This is a genomic window from Acidovorax sp. GW835-FHT14G06, assembly GCF_058793595.1.
The window spans coordinates 129,567-145,275 of record NZ_JBXAGA010000007.1; the positions used below are offsets into that span (position 1 = coordinate 129,567).

16 protein-coding genes are annotated in these 15,709 nt (G+C 65.8%); 10 read left to right on the forward strand and 6 right to left on the reverse strand.

The window, feature by feature from the left end; all coding sequences use genetic code 11:
- Positions 1–256: 256 nt before the first annotated feature.
- A complete protein-coding gene (locus AC1Q64_RS13990; protein ID WP_492251739.1) occupies positions 257–1,879 on the forward strand; it encodes a PAS domain-containing protein in 1,623 nt (540 codons plus the stop codon).
- A gap of 63 nt (positions 1,880–1,942) precedes the next feature.
- Here AC1Q64_RS13990 and modC read toward each other — a convergent pair whose 3' ends face one another.
- The 3 genes from modC to modA are packed head-to-tail and all read right to left on the reverse strand — an operon-like array spanning position 1,943 to position 4,518.
- On the reverse strand, positions 1,943–3,031 hold the full coding sequence (gene modC / locus AC1Q64_RS13995) for a molybdenum ABC transporter ATP-binding protein (RefSeq protein ID WP_492251740.1): 1,089 nt from the start codon (positions 3,029–3,031) through the stop codon (positions 1,943–1,945).
- Positions 3,028–3,711 (reverse strand): molybdate ABC transporter permease subunit, encoded by a 684-nt coding sequence (gene modB / locus AC1Q64_RS14000; protein ID WP_492251741.1) that lies wholly within the window; start codon positions 3,709–3,711, stop codon positions 3,028–3,030. The genes modC and modB overlap by 4 nt, the downstream gene beginning before the upstream one ends.
- 39 nt (positions 3,712–3,750) lie before the next feature.
- Positions 3,751–4,518, reverse strand: a complete 768-nt coding sequence (gene modA, locus AC1Q64_RS14005) for a molybdate ABC transporter substrate-binding protein (protein ID WP_492251742.1) — start codon at positions 4,516–4,518, stop codon at positions 3,751–3,753.
- Between the two features lie 95 nt (positions 4,519–4,613).
- Here modA and AC1Q64_RS14010 point away from each other — a divergent pair, with 95 nt between their 5' ends.
- On the forward strand, positions 4,614–5,366 hold the full coding sequence (locus tag AC1Q64_RS14010) for a TOBE-like domain-containing protein (RefSeq protein ID WP_099730281.1): 753 nt from the start codon (positions 4,614–4,616) through the stop codon (positions 5,364–5,366).
- A gap of 48 nt (positions 5,367–5,414) precedes the next feature.
- Here AC1Q64_RS14010 and AC1Q64_RS14015 read toward each other — a convergent pair whose 3' ends face one another.
- A complete protein-coding gene (locus tag AC1Q64_RS14015; RefSeq protein ID WP_492251743.1) occupies positions 5,415–5,810 on the reverse strand; it encodes a DUF2845 domain-containing protein in 396 nt (131 codons plus the stop codon).
- A gap of 120 nt (positions 5,811–5,930) precedes the next feature.
- Here AC1Q64_RS14015 and AC1Q64_RS14020 point away from each other — a divergent pair, with 120 nt between their 5' ends.
- The 5 genes from AC1Q64_RS14020 to AC1Q64_RS14040 all read left to right on the forward strand — a co-directional run bounded on the left by AC1Q64_RS14020 (position 5,931) and on the right by AC1Q64_RS14040 (position 11,177).
- Positions 5,931–6,656, forward strand: coding sequence for a response regulator transcription factor (locus tag AC1Q64_RS14020; protein ID WP_056744825.1), 726 nt, complete (start codon positions 5,931–5,933; stop codon positions 6,654–6,656).
- Entirely contained in the window at positions 6,653–8,050 is a 1,398-nt protein-coding gene (locus tag AC1Q64_RS14025) for a sensor histidine kinase (RefSeq protein WP_492251744.1), read from the forward strand. The genes AC1Q64_RS14020 and AC1Q64_RS14025 overlap by 4 nt, the downstream gene beginning before the upstream one ends.
- A 177-nt stretch (positions 8,051–8,227) precedes the next feature.
- Positions 8,228–9,313, forward strand: coding sequence for an ABC transporter ATP-binding protein (locus AC1Q64_RS14030; RefSeq protein ID WP_492251745.1), 1,086 nt, complete (start codon positions 8,228–8,230; stop codon positions 9,311–9,313).
- 60 nt (positions 9,314–9,373) lie between these two features.
- Positions 9,374–10,069, forward strand: a complete 696-nt coding sequence (locus AC1Q64_RS14035; protein WP_492251746.1) for an HAD family hydrolase — start codon at positions 9,374–9,376, stop codon at positions 10,067–10,069.
- A 154-nt stretch (positions 10,070–10,223) separates the two neighbouring features.
- Positions 10,224–11,177 carry an AEC family transporter gene (locus AC1Q64_RS14040; protein WP_492251747.1) on the forward strand — a complete coding sequence of 318 codons (954 nt, stop codon included), beginning with the start codon at positions 10,224–10,226 and terminating at the stop codon, positions 11,175–11,177.
- Positions 11,178–11,186: 9 nt separating this feature from the next.
- Here the strand turns inward: AC1Q64_RS14040 and AC1Q64_RS14045 are convergent, their stop codons facing one another.
- Both AC1Q64_RS14045 and pdxH read right to left on the reverse strand, forming a co-directional pair.
- Positions 11,187–11,438, reverse strand: a complete 252-nt coding sequence (locus AC1Q64_RS14045) for a hypothetical protein (RefSeq protein ID WP_291439802.1) — start codon at positions 11,436–11,438, stop codon at positions 11,187–11,189.
- 15 nt (positions 11,439–11,453) lie between these two features.
- On the reverse strand, positions 11,454–12,095 hold the full coding sequence (gene pdxH / locus AC1Q64_RS14050) for a pyridoxamine 5'-phosphate oxidase (protein ID WP_492251748.1): 642 nt from the start codon (positions 12,093–12,095) through the stop codon (positions 11,454–11,456).
- A gap of 116 nt (positions 12,096–12,211) precedes the next feature.
- Between pdxH and AC1Q64_RS14055 the strand changes: the two genes are divergently transcribed.
- The 3 genes from AC1Q64_RS14055 to AC1Q64_RS14065 all read left to right on the forward strand — a co-directional run bounded on the left by AC1Q64_RS14055 (position 12,212) and on the right by AC1Q64_RS14065 (position 15,689).
- Positions 12,212–12,784, forward strand: a complete 573-nt coding sequence (locus AC1Q64_RS14055) for a TetR/AcrR family transcriptional regulator (protein ID WP_291439805.1) — start codon at positions 12,212–12,214, stop codon at positions 12,782–12,784.
- A gap of 145 nt (positions 12,785–12,929) precedes the next feature.
- On the forward strand, positions 12,930–13,391 hold the full coding sequence (locus AC1Q64_RS14060; RefSeq protein WP_291436760.1) for a (2Fe-2S)-binding protein: 462 nt from the start codon (positions 12,930–12,932) through the stop codon (positions 13,389–13,391).
- 15 nt (positions 13,392–13,406) lie between these two features.
- Positions 13,407–15,689, forward strand: coding sequence for a xanthine dehydrogenase family protein molybdopterin-binding subunit (locus AC1Q64_RS14065; protein ID WP_492251749.1), 2,283 nt, complete (start codon positions 13,407–13,409; stop codon positions 15,687–15,689).
- Positions 15,690–15,709: the final 20 nt, after the last annotated feature.

The window sequence follows — 15,709 nt, forward strand, 5'->3', positions numbered from 1 at the left end:
GCTCGCACACCTCACGGCCCCAAACCACCCAAACCACCGAGTCCAAAGGTGACTTGGATGCATGCCATACTCGCTTTGACGTGGTTGATTTTCCGATCCGTCAAGGCGGCGCTGCCTCAGTCCCGTGGATGGCGCGCACCCGGTGTTCGAATGGTATTGGCACCGCAGCAAGCCACCCTATGCCGGGTTGCGCGACGAGCGAAGGACTTGTTCAGCGCGGCCCCGCATAAATCTGACCCATTTGCAATAGCCCTGCATGCCCACCACTCCCCCGCCGTCCGCAAACCTGTTGCAACTGCTTCCTGAGGCGGTGGTGCAGACCGATGCGCTGTGGGAGATCACTTATCTGAACCCGGCGTGGCACAAGCTCACCGGTCATTCGGTGGCGGTGGCGCTTGGCAGGTCTTTGCTGGAGTTTGTGCATCCCGACGACATCGGTACCATGCGCTCGGGCATGCCGGTGTTCCGCTTGCGCTTTGCCGACGCGGACTACCGCTGGGTGCGTCTGCAGTTCCACCCGGAGACGGATGCGGCAGATCGGGTGATCAGCCGCCAGGGTGTCCTGATCGAGATCACCGAGGTCACCGAACAGGTGCTGGTGGAAGTTCGCCAGCGCTTTCTGCGCTTGCTGGAAACCATTGATGGCGTGGTGTGGGAAGCTGAAATCGGGGTGGGCAATACCTTTCTGAGCCCGCAGGTTGAGCGGTTGTTCGGCTACTCCGTCGAGGAGTGGCGGGCTGACCCGGGCTTCTGGCGGGCGCATGTGCATCCCGATGATCTTGCGCAGGCTCTGGTGATCGACGATGCCGCTTACAACGCCACGCACAGCCGTGCCTACGAGATGAGTTACCGGCTGATTGCCAAGTCCGGTAAGGTCGTGTGGGTGCGTGATCTGTGCCGCGCGGTTGTCGAGCCGGGTCGGCCGAACCGCATGATCGGCCTGATGATCGATGTCACCCAGCAGAAGAACACCGAACTCGATTTGTTGCGCTCCGAAAACCGCTATTCGCTGGCGACTCGCGGATCCAACGACGGCATCTGGTATTGGGACTTGCGAACCGACGCCCTGCATGTGTCCGGGCGTTTTCTCCAGATCGTCGGGCTGGGTAGCGCCGATCTTGTGCATGACGGAGGCTGGCGCTTTCTCGAGCAACTCATCGATACCGAGGATCGCGGGCGCGTGCAGGAGGCTTACCGCAGGCACTTATCGGGAAACAGCCCGAACTTTTCCGTGGACTTCCGCGCGTTCCACGGGGCTGGGCGGCTGGTGTGGGTCAATTGGCGCGGGCTCGCCGAGTTCGAAGAGGGTGTTCCTGTGCGCATGGCGGGATCGTTGAGTGATCTGGCCGAGCGTGGCAGTTCCTACGACGCGCTGACCAACTTGCCCGGCCGGCCGTTGTTCCACGATCGCCTCGCGCAACTCATTGCGCAGCACCAGAACGACGGAGTGAACGGTGATGGCGTGCCGATGCGCAATGGATCCACGATGTTCGCTGTGCTGCTGCTGGATCTCAACGGGTTCAAGGCCGTCAATGACAGCTACGGACACCATGTGGGTGACCAGCTATTGCAACAGGTGGCGCGGCGGCTCGAATCCTGCGTGCGGGCGGTGGATCTGGTCGCCCGCATGAGTGGCGACGAGTTCAACGTGCTGTTGGAATCCATTGACCCCGCCGAAGCCAGCCAACGCGCTCACCAGATCGCCGCCGCCCTTGCAGTGCCCTATGTGATCGGCGAACACACCGTGATCAGTGGAGCGAGTGTTGGTTTGGTCAGCAGCGCATCCAGGCTGGCGACGGTCGACGACTACCTGCGTGCCGCAGACACCGCCATGTACCGGGCCAAGAGTCAGTCAATGGGCGTGTGCGTATCGCCATAAAGCGTCATGGCCTCGCCCGGCGAGGGCGTGCCGATCCGGGCGACAGGGCCGCAGTTGGCAGGCTCAAGGAACAATCGCCACCGATTTGACCTGGGCCCACACTGCGCTGCCGGGCACCACACCCAGCGCATGCAGGGACCGGTGGGTGACCCGTGCGAGCAGAAAAGACTCCCCACAGCGCAGCCGTACCAGCGCCTGCGAGGGGTGGGCGTCGGGCGCGACCGAGTCGATCTCGCAGGGCAGGTGGTTCTGGATGCTGGTCTGCATGGGCTCCTGCACCGTCAGGCTCACGTCGCGGGCCAGAACCCGCAGCCGCACCGCCTGGCCTACGGGCAGACCGCTGTCGCGCAGCCACATGGCGCCACCGGCAAAACCCACGCGCGCCAGGTGCCAGGCGGTGTCCCGCTCCAGCACCTGGCCGCGCAGCAGCGCGCCAGCGTCGTCGCCCAGCACTACGGGCAGGTGCACCGACGACAGCACCTGGTCCACTGGCCCGGCGGCCTTGACCTGGCCGCCATCCAGCACCACCAGGTGGTCGGCCAGCCGTGCCAGTTCGTCGGCAGAGTGCGTCACATACAGCATGGGGATGTGCAGCTCGTCGCGCAGGCGCTCCAGCCAGGGCATGATCTCCTGACGCCGCGCCAGGTCCAACGCGGCCATGGGCTCGTCCAGCAGCAGCAAGCGGGGGGAGGTTGCCAGGGCACGGGCAATGGCCACCCGCTGGCGCTCGCCGCCCGAGAGCTGGCCTGGCCGGCGCTGCAGCAGGCGGCCGATGCCCAGCAGCTCGATGGCGGTCTGCAGCGTGGCCTCGGCCTGCGCAGACCGGGCGCGTTTCAGGCCATATCGCAGGTTGCCCAGCACGTTGAGGTGCTCGAACAGGCTGGCCTCCTGGAACACATATCCCAGCGCCCGCTGGTAGGTGGGCAGAAACACCTGGGCGGCATCGTCCTGCCACACCTCGCCAGCCACCACCACCAGGCCGGAGTGTGCACGCTCCAGTCCCGCCACGCAGCGCAACACGCTGGTCTTGCCCGAGCCCGAGGCGCCAAACAGCACCGTGATGCCGCTGCCGGGCAGGTGCAGGTCCACGGCCAGTTCAAAGTCGGCACGCGGCAGAGTGAGCCGGATGCGCAGGTCGCCGGGCGCACTCATGGCAGCACCCGCGAGCCACGGTTCTTGAGCAGCGCCAGGCACAGCAGCACCACAAATGAGAACAGCACCATGCCGCCCGCCTGCCAGTGCGCCTGGGCATATTCCATGGCCTCCACATGGCCGTAGATCTGGGTGGAGACCACCCGCGTCTTGCCCGGGATGTTGCCGCCAATCATCAGCACCACGCCAAACTCGCCCACCGTGTGGGCAAAACTCAGGATGGCCGCCGTGAGCAGGCCGGTACGGGCCTGCGGCAAGGCCACCGTAAAAAACGCATCCACCGGGCTGGCCCGCAGGGTGGCGGCGACCTCCATCGGGCGGCGGCCCATCGATTCAAAGGCATGCTGCAGCGGCTGCACCGCAAACGGCATGGAGAACACCACCGACCCGATCACCAGGCCGGTGAAGGTGAACGACAGCAGGCCCCAGCCCATGGCCTGTGTGAACTGCCCCAGCGGCCCGGCAGGCCCCATGGCCACCAGCAGGTAAAAGCCAAGTACCGAGGGCGGCAGCACCAGCGGCAGGGTCACAAAGGCGCCCACGGGTCCCTTCCACCACGACTCGGTTTGCGACAGCCACCAAGCCAGTGGCGTGGCGATCAACAGCAGCACGAGCGTGGTGAGGGTGGCAAGCTGCAGGGTCAGCCAGATGGCTTGCAGTGCTTCAGGGCCCAGAGGCATAAAGGAAAAGGGCGGTGGGGGAGATGGGGTGTGAGTATCTCAGTGCTCGTAGCCAAAGCCGCGGATGACCGCCCGCGCATTGTCGCCCTTAAGGTAGTGCAGCAATGCTGCCGCTGCCGCATTGCCTTGGCCCTTGTTCAGCAGCACGGCGTCCTGGCGCAAGGGGGCGTAGAGCGTGGCTGGTATTGCCCACACCGAGCCCTCCACCAGACGGCCATCGGCCATCACCTGCGACAGGGCGACAAAGCCGAGCTGGGCGTTTTGGGTGGCAACGAACTGGTGGGTCTGGGCAATGTTCTCGCCCTGCACAAACTTGGGCCGCAGGGTGTTCAGCACGCCCAGTTGGTTCATCACTTCCACTGCGGCGACTCCGTAGGGTGCGAGCTTGGGGTCAGCCAGCGCGATCTTGTCGAACTTGCCGGATTGAAGCACCTGGCCCTGTGCATCTACCAGGCTGGGCTGCTTGCTCCAAAGGGCCAGCTTGCCAATGGCATAGGTGAAACGGCTGGGATCGACCGCCAGGCCTTCCTTGGCGAGCCTGGCCGGGGTTTCATCGTCGGCGGACAGCAGCAGGTCAAACGGTGCACCGTTCTTGATCTGCGCATAGAACCGCCCGGTGGAGCCAAAAGCCAGCGTGGCTTTGTGGCCGGTGTCCTGCTCGAACAGGCGGGCAATCTTTTGCATCGGGGCTGTAAAGTTGGCCGCCACGGCCACCGACACCTCACCCGCATGGACCGAAACTGCCATCGCCAACGAGGCGACTAGGTACAACAGGAAGCGCTTCACGACAAGCTCGCTATTCTTCATTGGAATAGCGGGACTGTAGCATGTCAGCCGCTGCGCTATTCCGTTGATGAACAGCGATGCCTCAAACGTCTGCACCACCCAGTTAACATGCCCGCATGAGCAATTCTTCACTGCCACTGGCCGAGGTGCTGGGCCACGAGGCCACGGACAAGCGCATCGACATCCTGCGCCGCATCGGCGAGGTGGGCTCCATTTCCGAGGCGGCGCGGGGCGCGGGCGTGAGCTACAAGGCCGCCTGGCAGGCACTGGAGACGCTGACCAACCTGGCCGGGGTGCCGCTGGTGGAGAAGGTGGTGGGCGGCAGCGGCGGCGGCGGGGCCGCGCTCACACCAGCCGGCCAGCGGGTGCTGCAGGCGGCCCATGCGCTGGCCGATGCACGCCAGCAGGTGCTGGGCCGATTGAAAAGCGACGACGACGCAGCGACCGGCCGCGCCGCACTGGCGCTGCGCACCAGCATGCGCAACCAGTTTCCTTGCACCGTGGGCAAGGTGCGGGCCGTGGGAGGGCAGGTGCGTGTGCAGTTGCTGCTGGCGGATGGGCAGGCGCTGCATGCGTCCATCACGCGGGTCAGCGCCCAGCTGCTGGGTTTGAAGGCAGGGGTTGGTGTGCTGGCGCTGTGCAAGGCGACGGCGGTTCAAGTGGCTCCTGCCCCTGGCAGTCCCGCAGGCAATGCGATGGCCGGGGTGGTGCGGAGCGTCGCTCGCGGCGCCGCCCCCGAGGTGGTGCTGCAGCTGCCCAGCGGCATCCAGCTGGTGGGCTTTGCCGCTGAAGGAGCCAAGGTCCGAGCGGGCCAGCAAGCCACGGCGGTTTTTGACGAATCCAGCATCGTCATCGCCGCGGCTTCCTGAGGGTTGAGCGCCTTCCAGCGCATTTGACACAAGGGCCAGCGGGCCCCGCTACCTGCTGCGATCGCCGTCGCGCACGGATTCGATCGTGCCGTTGTAGATGCGAACCACCCCCAGGAAGGTGCCCGGCCCCCGGTCGTACGTCCACTCTTCCATGGGCACACACTGGTTGGCCAGCACCGCTGCGGGACTGCCCGGGCGGTAGGGCGTCACCACCCATCCCAGCTGCAGCATGGAAACGCACACCCCCTGGCGGTAAATGGGGTCACCACATTTCTGCAGCAGCGTCACGGGAGAGTCGCCTTTGCCCACCAGTGATCCATTGCAGCGCAGGGACTGCGAGGCCTGGGCCGGCAGCACCGTGCACAGGGCCAGTGCGGTTGCCACCAGCTGCAAGGTCCTTTGCTGAAGGCCAGGCAGCGCTGTCTGGTTCCGGAGGTATCTCATGGAGGCGGTTTCGAAAATTCTGCGCTTTACTGTACAGCGACACCGCCTTTCGCTTCGCTTTCATCGCCCCTCCGTAAAAGCACAGTGGCCCAGGCCCGCCACAGGCGGCATGATCGGGGGATGAAACTGCTGTTGGTCGAAGACGATTTTGATCTGGCCGGGGCCCTGAGCCGCAGCCTGGTGGCGCGCGGGTTTGAGGTGTTGTGCTGCGCCGATGGCAAAGAGGCGCTGGCGGCAGCGCGGCGCACCGCGTTTGACGTGATCACGCTCGACCTGTCGCTGCCGGGCCTGGACGGGCTGGAGGTGCTGCGGCGCCTGCGCGATGGCGGCAGCACCACGCCGGTACTGGCATTGACGGCCCGCGCTGCCGTCACGGACCGGGTGGCAGGACTGGAGGCCGGGGCCGACGACTACCTGGCCAAGCCGTTTGATCTGGACGAACTGGTGGCACGGCTGCGGGCCCTCACGCGCCGTGTGGGGCGCGACGGACAGTTGCGCTGCGGCGCGCTGTACCGCGAGCCGGGCAGTGGCGTGTTCTACAACGACGCATTGCCCCTGGAGCTGTCGCAACGGGAGTCCGAACTGCTGCGGCTACTGATGTCGCGCGTGGACCGGGTGGTGAGCAAGGAAGAGCTGCGCACCCAGGTGTTTGCCAACACGGACGAGCAGGTACAAGCCGATGCGGTGGAAGTGGTGGTGCACCGGCTGCGCAAGAAGCTGGTAGGCACCAATGCCGAGATCGTGACGCTGCGCGGCGTGGGCTACCTGCTGTGTGATGCCGACAGCATGGCAGCCCACAAGACGGACAAAGCCGACAAATCCGATAAAGGCGGGGTGGCCCGGTGACGCTGCGGTGGTGGCAGCGGCGGCCCTGGCGGCCGCGTGGTGGATCATTGCAGCGGGTGCTGCTGGTGGGCTGGCTGGTGCCGCTATGGGCGCTGGTGGCCTTGATCTGCGCGGTGCAATCGGCACAGCAGGCGCGGCATGACGCATCTGCGCAAGACGAGGCCCTGCGCCAGGCGCTGGCGCAATGGCCTGCAGGCCTGTCAGCAGAGCCCGCCGCATCCCTGCCTGCCCAGTCAGCGCCCGGTGTCTGGTACCGCGAGAGCAATCTGGAGGGCGAACGCCTGGCGGGCAGTCCAGACTTGCCGCGTGTGCCCCCCAACGAGGCTGTGCATGACCTAGGCGCCGTGCACTTCTACCTCGCGCAGGTTGGCGACCGCCTTGTACGGGTGGTGGTGACCCTGCACCAGCCCAAGGCCATGGATGCAGGGCAAGCGGCGGCTAACCCTGTGGTGCGCCAGGTGGCACGCCCGTTGGGCGAGCGCCTGCCAGGTGTGCGCAGCCTGCTGACCGGTGGCTCGGGCCTGCTCTGGGTGGTCCTGCTGGCGATGGCCATGACCGCCGTGGGCGTGGCATTGGCGTGGGTGGCGTCGGCATGGCTTCGGCATGCCGATATGTCGTTGATGCGGCCAACCAGTGGTGACGTGGCGGGCGGTGCAGGCCGAGCGTACGAGGGTCCGTCGGAGCTGGCCCCAGCCGTGCAGCATTTTGGCGAGCTGCAGCAAAACCAGAGCCGCTGGATCGACGAGCAGCGGCGCTTTCTGGCCGATGCCACCCACCAGCTGCGCACCCCCATGGCCGTGCTGCGCACCCAGCTGCAGGCCGCCATGGCGGGTGACATGCTGGTGGGCGATGCGTTGCAGCAGATGCTGCACACCGTGGACCGCGCCTCGGGCCTGGCCAACCAGTTGCTCAGCCTGAGCAAGGTGGAACAGCTCAAGCGCATGGGCGAACTGCCCAGCGTGGACCTGAACACGATTGCCCGCGAAGCCGTGATGGAGCTGGCACCGCTGATTGCGGCCAAACGGCTCGACTTTGCGCTGGAGGGCCCTGACACGCTGTGGGCACCCGGCGATGCAGCGCTCCTGGGCGAGCTGATGCGCAACCTGCTGGCCAACGCCATCCACCACACGCCCACCCATGGGCGGCTGGGTGTGCTGCTGCGCGACAACACCGGGCGGCGCGAGGTGCTGGTGTGGGATGAGGGCCCGGGCATCGACGACGCCGTGCGGCAGCGACTGTTCCAGCCGTTTTCGGCGGGGAAGGGCGGGGTGGGGCTGGGGTTGTCCATCTGCCGGCAGATTGCCGAGGCGATGGGCGCCCAGGTCACGCTGTTCAACCGCATGGACGCGGGGCAGGTCATCGGCGTGGATGCCGTGGTGGCCTGGGAAGGTTGATATGAAGCCCCCCTGTGTCGCCTGCGGCGCCTTCCCCCCAGGGGGACGCAGCCCTCGCTGCGGGGCAGCCCTTGCTCGGCTGCTCTGGCGCAGTGCGCGTCGGTTTCATGGGGCCCGTTGTCGTTCATTGAGCTTCCCATCGGCCTCAGACACGACAGTCGCCAAAACGTACGCACCATGACAAACCCTGCGGGCCATCACGGCATTGAATTCAGGGATGTGTGCAAGCGGTATGGAGCATCGCCCAGCGCCCCGCTGGTGGTGGACCACATCAGCTTCAGCGTGTCGCGCGGCACACTCACCACCATCCTCGGGCCGTCGGGCTGCGGCAAGACGACCACGCTGCGTCTGATTGCCGGGCTCGAATCTCCGACATCGGGACGCATCTTCATCGACGGGCAGGACGTGACCCCCCTCGGTCCGGCGCAGCGCAACGTGAGCCTGGTGTTCCAGAACTACGCGCTGTTTCCGCACATGAACGTCATCGACAACGTGATCTATGGCCTGCACCTGACGGGCCTGGGCAAGCAGCAGGTGCGGGACAAGGCGCGTGCCATGCTCGACACCGTGGGCCTGCACGGCCTGGACCAGCGCAGGCCGCACGAGCTGTCGGGCGGGCAGCAGCAGCGCGTGGCCCTGGCCCGCGCGCTGGCGCTGGAGCCCGCCGTGCTGCTGTTTGACGAACCCCTGTCCAACCTGGACGCCCGCCTGCGCCGTTCCATGCGCGAGGAAATCCGGGCCCTGCAACAGCGGCTGAAGCTCACCGTGGCCTATGTCACCCACGACCAGTCCGAGGCCCTGGCCGTGAGCGACCAGATTGTGGTGATGGACCGGGGCGCCATCGCCCAGCGCGGTGCGCCCAGCGAGCTGTACGAGCAACCCACGTCCGAGTTTGTGGCGGGTTTCATGGGCGAAGCCATGCTGTTCGCGGCCCAGAACCACGCGCCCAGCGCGGGCAGCAATGCAGCCACCGGGTATGCGCAGCTGGGCCCGCTGCGTGTGCCGTCACCCGCCACACTGCCCGCAGGCCCGGTCAAGATCGCCGTGCGCCCGGAGGCCTGGGTGATCGGGCCGGCCACATCGGCGGGCCTGGCCGCGCGGGTCACCCGCTGCACCTATCTGGGCAGCGTCATGGAATACACCTTTGCCAGCGCCCTGGGCGCCATCTTTGTGGTGTCGCCCCTGGTGGAGTTGCCGCTGGATGTGGGGGCCCCGGTCAGCCTGACGCTGGCAGACCACGGGGTGTCCGTCGTGGCCGGATGAGGCGGACGGCGTTTGCCCGGTACGCGCCACGCCGTTCAGAGACACTTTTTTTGATGAGCTATGCCCTTGGACTACACCGTTGCTGTTTTTGATTTAGACAACTGCCTGATGGATGCCCGGGCGGTGGGGCCCTTGTTCGAGCCCGCCTTCGAGGCTGTGCGGCAAGCCAACCAGGGCGCATTGAGCCCTGCGACCCTTGAGCAAGCGCTGCAAGCCTGCTGGTTCACCGCGTTCGACCTAGTGGCCCAACGCCACCATTTCACGCCCGCCATGCGCGCGGCGGGGTGGCAGCAGTTCAGCCAGATGGAGGTGAAGGCGCCGTTGCGAGGCTATGCCGATATCGAACTGCTGCCCCGCATCCCGCTGCAGCGCTATCTGGTCACCAGCGGCTTTCGGCGCCTGCAGGACAGCAAGATCGATGCGCTGGGAATCCGCCCCTGGTTCGAACAGGTGCTCATCGACGCGATTGACGCACCACCCACCGGCGGCGCACATGGCAAGCAGGCGATTTTTGAGCAGATCCTGGCCAGCGAGGGCTGCGCGCCCCGCCAGATGCTGGTGGTGGGCGACAACCCCCTGTCCGAGCTGGCGGCCGGGCGCGCCCTGGGGGTTACCACCGTCCAGACCGTGCGGCCGGGGGTTGAGCCCTGGGCGTTGGCTGACTACCGGGTGGACGGGCTGGCAGGCTTGCTGGAGCTGCTGGGCCAGTCGTCACCGCCCCGTACGGGCGTTGGGCGCAGGAGCACTACTGTGTGATGGATATGGCACGAAATGGGCGGAAGGCGCAGGTGATACATGCCCTGACAGCTATCAATAACAGAGCATTGCTGCGCGATCAAGGCAACAACTCAGGCCACAATACGCGTCCACACCGCCCGCTTGTCTGTTCGCGCGCCTGTCGCTTTGCCCTTTGAACTCTCCCGTCTTCACCTCGCTGATCCCCGTCATCCTGTTCATCGCCATCGGCTTTTATGTGGGGCGGCGCGGCTGGATACGTGCCGAATCCGTCAAGGACCTGGCCAACCTGGTGTTCATGGTGCTTACGCCCGCGCTGCTGTTTCGCACCATGAGCACGGTGCACATCGAAGACCTCAACTTTGGCCCCGTGGGCATCTACTTTGTGGCGTTTGGCGTGGTCTATGCAGCCACGCTGGCCGTGCAGGGCTTCAACACCCTGGGAGCCGCCCGGGCGCTGGCCAACACCTTCAGCAACACGCTGATGATCGGCGTGCCCCTGGTGGGGCTGGTGTTTGGCGATGCGGGGCTGGTCACGCTGTTTACATTGATCTCGGTGCACTCGCTCATCCTGCTGACCGCAGCCACCGTGGTGTTCGAGCTGGCGGCTGCGCGCGAACATGCCGGGCGCGCGGGTGGGGTGCAGCAGCCCATGTGGCGCATCGTGCTGCAGGCCATCCGCAACGGCATCGTGCACCCGGTCCCACTGCCCATCATTGCAGGCCTGCTGTTTGCGCAGACTGGCTTGGCAGTGCCACAGGTGGTGGACAAGCCCCTGCTGCTGTTGGGCCAGGCGCTGGGGCCCATCGCGCTGCTGCTGGTGGGGGTGACGCTGGCCTTCACCAAGGTCGGCCACCAGTTCAAGGCCGCGCTGCGTATTGCGCTGGTGAAATGTGTGGCGCACCCGCTGGTGCTGGCCGGCATGGGCTGGGCGCTGGGCCTGTCAGGCATGCCGTTGGCTGTGATGATTGTGGCGGCATCGCTGCCCGTGGGGGCCAATGTGTTCCTGTTCTCGCAGCGCTACCGCGTGGCAGAGGAAGAGGTGACGGCCAGTGTGGCGGTGTCCACCGCGCTGGGGTTGGTGACGATGCCGCTAGTGATCGTGGCGGTGACGCGGTGGGTGGTGTAACGGCAACGCTCAACGCTGGTGCGCGAACCGCCCCATCAGCAGCCCCACGGTCAGGGCGGCAACCAGTGCAATTGCGCTGCTAACCACCAGCGCTATGGGCCAGAAAGGGTCCAGATAGCCCAGATACATCCAATTGCCAAGCTGAAAGAGCAAGGGGGGCACCATGCTTGTCAGGCCCAGTGCGGCCGGTTTTTTCAGGTACGCGAAGGCCGGCACCCCGACCAGCAAAACCAATAGCAAAAGCAGCAAGAGACTGGCCATCGTGATCTCCCTGGGTCAGGGTGCCAGGCGTTCGCGCACCCAGTCGCCACCGTCCAGGCGGTAGCGCAAGCGGTCGTGCAGGCGGCTTTTGCGCCCTTGCCAGAACTCCCACTGATCAGGCTTGAGGCGATAGCCGCCCCAATGCGGCGGGCGGGGTGGCTTGAGCATGAACTGCGCCCCGTACTTGGCCGCGTTGGCCACCAGCACGCCCCGGCCTGAAATGACCTGGCTCTGCGGGCTGGCCCAGGCACCGATGCGCGAGTCGAGCGGGCGGCTGTTGAAATATTCGTCGCTTTCCTCGTCGCTGACCTTTTCCACCGTGCCTTCGATGCGCACCACACGTTCAAGCTCCACCCAATGGAACTGCAGCGCTGCGTAGGGGTTGCCTGCGATCTGGCGGCCCTTGCGGCTGTCGTAGTTGGTAAACCAGACGATGCCGCGCTCGTCATAGCCTTTGATGAGCACGATTCGGGTGCTGGGGCGCAGGTCGCTGCCCACGGTGGCCAATGTCATGGCATTGGGCTCGGGCACTTCGGCACTGATGGCTTCTTTCAGCCACCGGTCAAACTGCTGCAGGGGGGCGGCGTGCGAGGCGTCTTCGTTGAGTTCGGCGCGCTCGTAGCTCTTGCGAAGGTCGGCGATGGAATTCGTGGTCATGGCCACGATTGTGCATCCCTCGTACGATGGCGCTTTGCGTTAGTGCTGGATGCCGGAGCCCTGCACAGCGGCTTTGTCAGTGGTCGAATTTTCGTTCGTTTATATTTCTGATTCCGATGAAACCCAAAGACGACGAGAAACAGCGCGCCATTGCCCAGGCCACCTTTGAGCTGGTGGCCCAGCGCGGCCTGAGCGGCCTGACCCTGGCCGACATTGCCCGGGCGGCGGGTGTGGCCACGAGCACGCTGTACGTGTACTACCCGTCCAAGGACGAACTCATCAGCCAGCTGTACCAGGACGCCAAGACCGTGACCGCCGCGCGCATCATGGACGGCGTGGCGCCCGGCATGCCCTACCGCGCGCGGGTGCGCCGCGCCTGGGGCAACCTGCTGCGCCACCGGCTGGACCAGTATGCGGAGGTGGTGTTTCAGGAGCAGTACTACAACTCGCCCTGGTTCACCCAGGGCAACCGCGAGTTTTCGACCCGGCTGATGGCGGGGTTCTTTGCGTTGATGGAAGAGGGCCAGCAGCAGGAAATCCTCAAAGCCGTGCCCATTCCGCTGCTTACGGCCAGCCTGGTGGGGTCAGTGCGCGAGACAGGCAACCTGATCCGTACCGAGGTGCTTCCCGACGACGACGCTGTGCACCAGATGGCGTTTGGCCTGTGCTGGGACGCGATCAAGGCGTAAATCGGGCCGCTGCAAAAACTTGGGTTTTGCGGTTTAATCGAATAGTTATTCTCTTAAAACAACAACGCGGCTCGATGCCTGCCCGCGCCGCCCCCTGCTTGCGCTGTGCTTTTGAGCGCTGACCTTCATCCCAAGGAGTCCCACGATGCCCAACCTCAATATCAACGGCAAAGACACGGCTGTGGATGCCGACGAATCCACCCCCATCCTCTGGGCCCTGCGCGACACGCTGGGCATGACCGGCACCAAGTTTGGCTGCGGCCAGGCGTTGTGCGGTGCGTGCACCGTGCACCTGAATGGCGCACCAGTGCGGTCCTGCATCACGCCCATCTCGGCGGCAGCAGGCCAGAAGATCACCACCATCGAGGCCGTCACGGCCAATGACAAGGTGGGCAAGGCCGTGCACGCCGCCTGGGTGAAGCACGATGTGGCCCAGTGTGGCTACTGCCAGAGCGGCCAGATCATGAGCGCCACCGCGCTGCTCAAAGGCAAGAAGAAACCCAGCGACGCCGACATTGACGCCGCCATGGCAGGCAACGTGTGCCGCTGCGGCACCTACGTGCGCATCCGCGCCGCCATCCACGACGCCGCCAAAACCCTGGCCTGATTGAAGGAGACCACCATGCACTTCGAACCCCAAGCCCTGCAGGGCCAGGCAGAGCATTTCATGCCAAAACACCTCCAGGCGCTAGTACATAAAGCACAAGGCGCTATGGATTCAGGAGCGCTTGACGCATCGGAAGGTGTGGCGCGCCGCACCTTCCTGAAGGTGTCTGCTGCCTCGGGCTTTGCGCTGGGCGCCTTTCCGCTGGTGTCCGCTGCGCAGGGCGCAGCGGCTGCGGCGCCTGCAGGCCTCAAGCCGCACGAGCAGCCATCGGCCTTTGTGCGCATCGATGCCGATGGCATCGTCACCGTCACCATCAACCGGCTGGACTTTGGCCAGGGCGTGCAAACCGGCCTGCCCATGATCCTGGCCGAGGAGCTGGATGCCGACTGGAGCAAGGTGCGCAGCGTGCACGGCGACGCTAACCCAGCCTATGCCGACCCCGCATTTGGAATGCACCTCACCGGTGGCTCCAACTCCATCAAGAACTCCTACACACAGTACCGCGAACTGGGCGCCCGCACGCGGGCCATGCTGGTGTCGGCGGCTGCCGCCCAGTGGGGAGTGGACGCATCGGCCCTGCGCACCAGCAACGGCTTTGTGGTCGGCCCCGGCGGCAAGAAGCTGGGCTACGGCGCACTGGCCGAAGCCGCCATGAAGCAGCCCGTGCCCGAAAAGGTCACCCTCAAGGACCCCAAGCAGTTCCGCCTCATCGGTAAACCCACCGGGCGGCTCGATGCCAAGGCCAAGTCGAGCGGCCAGCAGGACTACGGCATTGACGTGCGCCTACCCGGCATGTTGACGGCCGTGGTGGCCCGCCCGCCCGTGTTTGGCGCCAAGGTGAAGTCGCTGGACGACAGCGCCGCCAAAGCCATCAAGGGCGTGAAGGCCGTGCTGCGCGTGCCCACCGACCGGGGCGGCGAGGGCGTTGCCATCGTGGCCGACGGCTATTGGCCCGCCAAGCAAGGGCGCGACGCGCTGAAGGTGGAATGGGACACCAGCGCGGTGACCAAGCCCGACACCACGGCGCTGCTGGCGCAATACCGTGAGCTGGCCGCCAAGCCCGGCAACGTGGCCATGCAGGCCGACATGGCGCCGCTGGCGGGGGCGCCCCACAAGATCAGTGCCGAGTTCGTGTTCCCATATTTGGCGCACGCGCCCATGGAGCCGCTCAACTGCACCGTGAAGCTGGACAGTGACAAGGCGGAACTGTGGATGGGAACCCAGATGCCCGGCCTCGATGCCATGGCCGCCGCCAAGACGCTGGGTCTGCAGCCGCAGAACGTCAAGGTCCACACCCAGATGGCCGGTGGCGGCTTTGGCCGCCGTGCCATCCCCACCAGCGACTACGTGGTGGAGGCCTGCGGCGTGGCCAAGGCCGCGCGCACCGCTGGCATCACGGCGCCGGTGCGCACCCTGTGGAGCCGCGAGGACGACATCAAGGGCGGCTACTACCGCCCCATGCATGTGCACCGCGCCGAAATCGGTTTTGACGCCCAGGGCAAGATCCTGGCGTGGGACCACACCATCGTCGGCCAGTCCATCACCAAGGGCTCGCCGTTCGAGGCCTTCATGGTCAAGAACGGCATTGACGCCACGGCCATCGAAGGCATGAAGGAGCCATACGACGTGCCCATGAAGCTGTCGGTGCACCACCCGGATGTGAACGTGCCGGTGCTGTGGTGGCGCAGCGTGGGTTCCACCCACACGGCCTACGCCATGGAGACCCTGATCGACGAAGTGGCCCGCACGACAAAGCAAGACCCGGTGGCCTACCGTCTGGCCCTGATGGGCGACAAGCACCCGCGCCACAAGGCGGCGATGCAGCTGGCCGTCGCCCAGTCGGGCTATGGCAAGAAGAAGCTGGCCGCAGGCCGTGCCTGGGGCGTGGCGGTGCACGAGTCGTTCGAGTCGGTGGTGGCCTATGTGGTCGAGGCCTCCGTCAAAGACGGCACGCCCAAGCTGCACAGCATCACCGCAGGCGTGCATTGCAACCTGGTGATCAACCCCAAGAGCGTCGAAGCCCAGGTGCAAGGCGCCGCACTGATGGGCCTGGGCACCTGCCTGCCTGGTGCCGCCATCACGCTCAAGGATGGTGTGGTGGAGCAGAGCAACTTCGGCGACTACGCCGTGCCCCGCATCACCGACATGCCACAGGTGACGGTGCACATCGTGCCCAGCGCCGATCCGCCGAAGGGCATGGGCGAGCCAGGGTTGCCACCGCTGGCGCCTGCGTTTGCCAACGCCATCGCCCAGATCACAGGCAAAACGCCGCGCGAGCTGCCGTTTAAGCTGGCTTGACGGAGGCACAGAGACCGGCT

Coding starts and splice junctions, on each gene's coding strand:
- AC1Q64_RS13990 (WP_492251739.1), top strand. CDS start 257: ATGCCCACCACTCCCCCGCCGTCCGCAAACCTGTTGCAACTGCTTCCT.
- modC (WP_492251740.1), bottom strand. CDS start 3,031: ATGAGTGCGCCCGGCGACCTGCGCATCCGGCTCACTCTGCCGCGTGCC.
- modB (WP_492251741.1), bottom strand. CDS start 3,711: ATGCCTCTGGGCCCTGAAGCACTGCAAGCCATCTGGCTGACCCTGCAG.
- modA (WP_492251742.1), bottom strand. CDS start 4,518: ATGAAGAATAGCGAGCTTGTCGTGAAGCGCTTCCTGTTGTACCTAGTC.
- AC1Q64_RS14010 (WP_099730281.1), top strand. CDS start 4,614: ATGAGCAATTCTTCACTGCCACTGGCCGAGGTGCTGGGCCACGAGGCC.
- AC1Q64_RS14015 (WP_492251743.1), bottom strand. CDS start 5,810: ATGAGATACCTCCGGAACCAGACAGCGCTGCCTGGCCTTCAGCAAAGG.
- AC1Q64_RS14020 (WP_056744825.1), top strand. CDS start 5,931: ATGAAACTGCTGTTGGTCGAAGACGATTTTGATCTGGCCGGGGCCCTG.
- AC1Q64_RS14030 (WP_492251745.1), top strand. CDS start 8,228: ATGACAAACCCTGCGGGCCATCACGGCATTGAATTCAGGGATGTGTGC.
- AC1Q64_RS14035 (WP_492251746.1), top strand. CDS start 9,374: ATGCCCTTGGACTACACCGTTGCTGTTTTTGATTTAGACAACTGCCTG.
- AC1Q64_RS14045 (WP_291439802.1), bottom strand. CDS start 11,438: ATGGCCAGTCTCTTGCTGCTTTTGCTATTGGTTTTGCTGGTCGGGGTG.
- pdxH (WP_492251748.1), bottom strand. CDS start 12,095: ATGACCACGAATTCCATCGCCGACCTTCGCAAGAGCTACGAGCGCGCC.
- AC1Q64_RS14055 (WP_291439805.1), top strand. CDS start 12,212: ATGAAACCCAAAGACGACGAGAAACAGCGCGCCATTGCCCAGGCCACC.
- AC1Q64_RS14060 (WP_291436760.1), top strand. CDS start 12,930: ATGCCCAACCTCAATATCAACGGCAAAGACACGGCTGTGGATGCCGAC.
- AC1Q64_RS14065 (WP_492251749.1), top strand. CDS start 13,407: ATGCACTTCGAACCCCAAGCCCTGCAGGGCCAGGCAGAGCATTTCATG.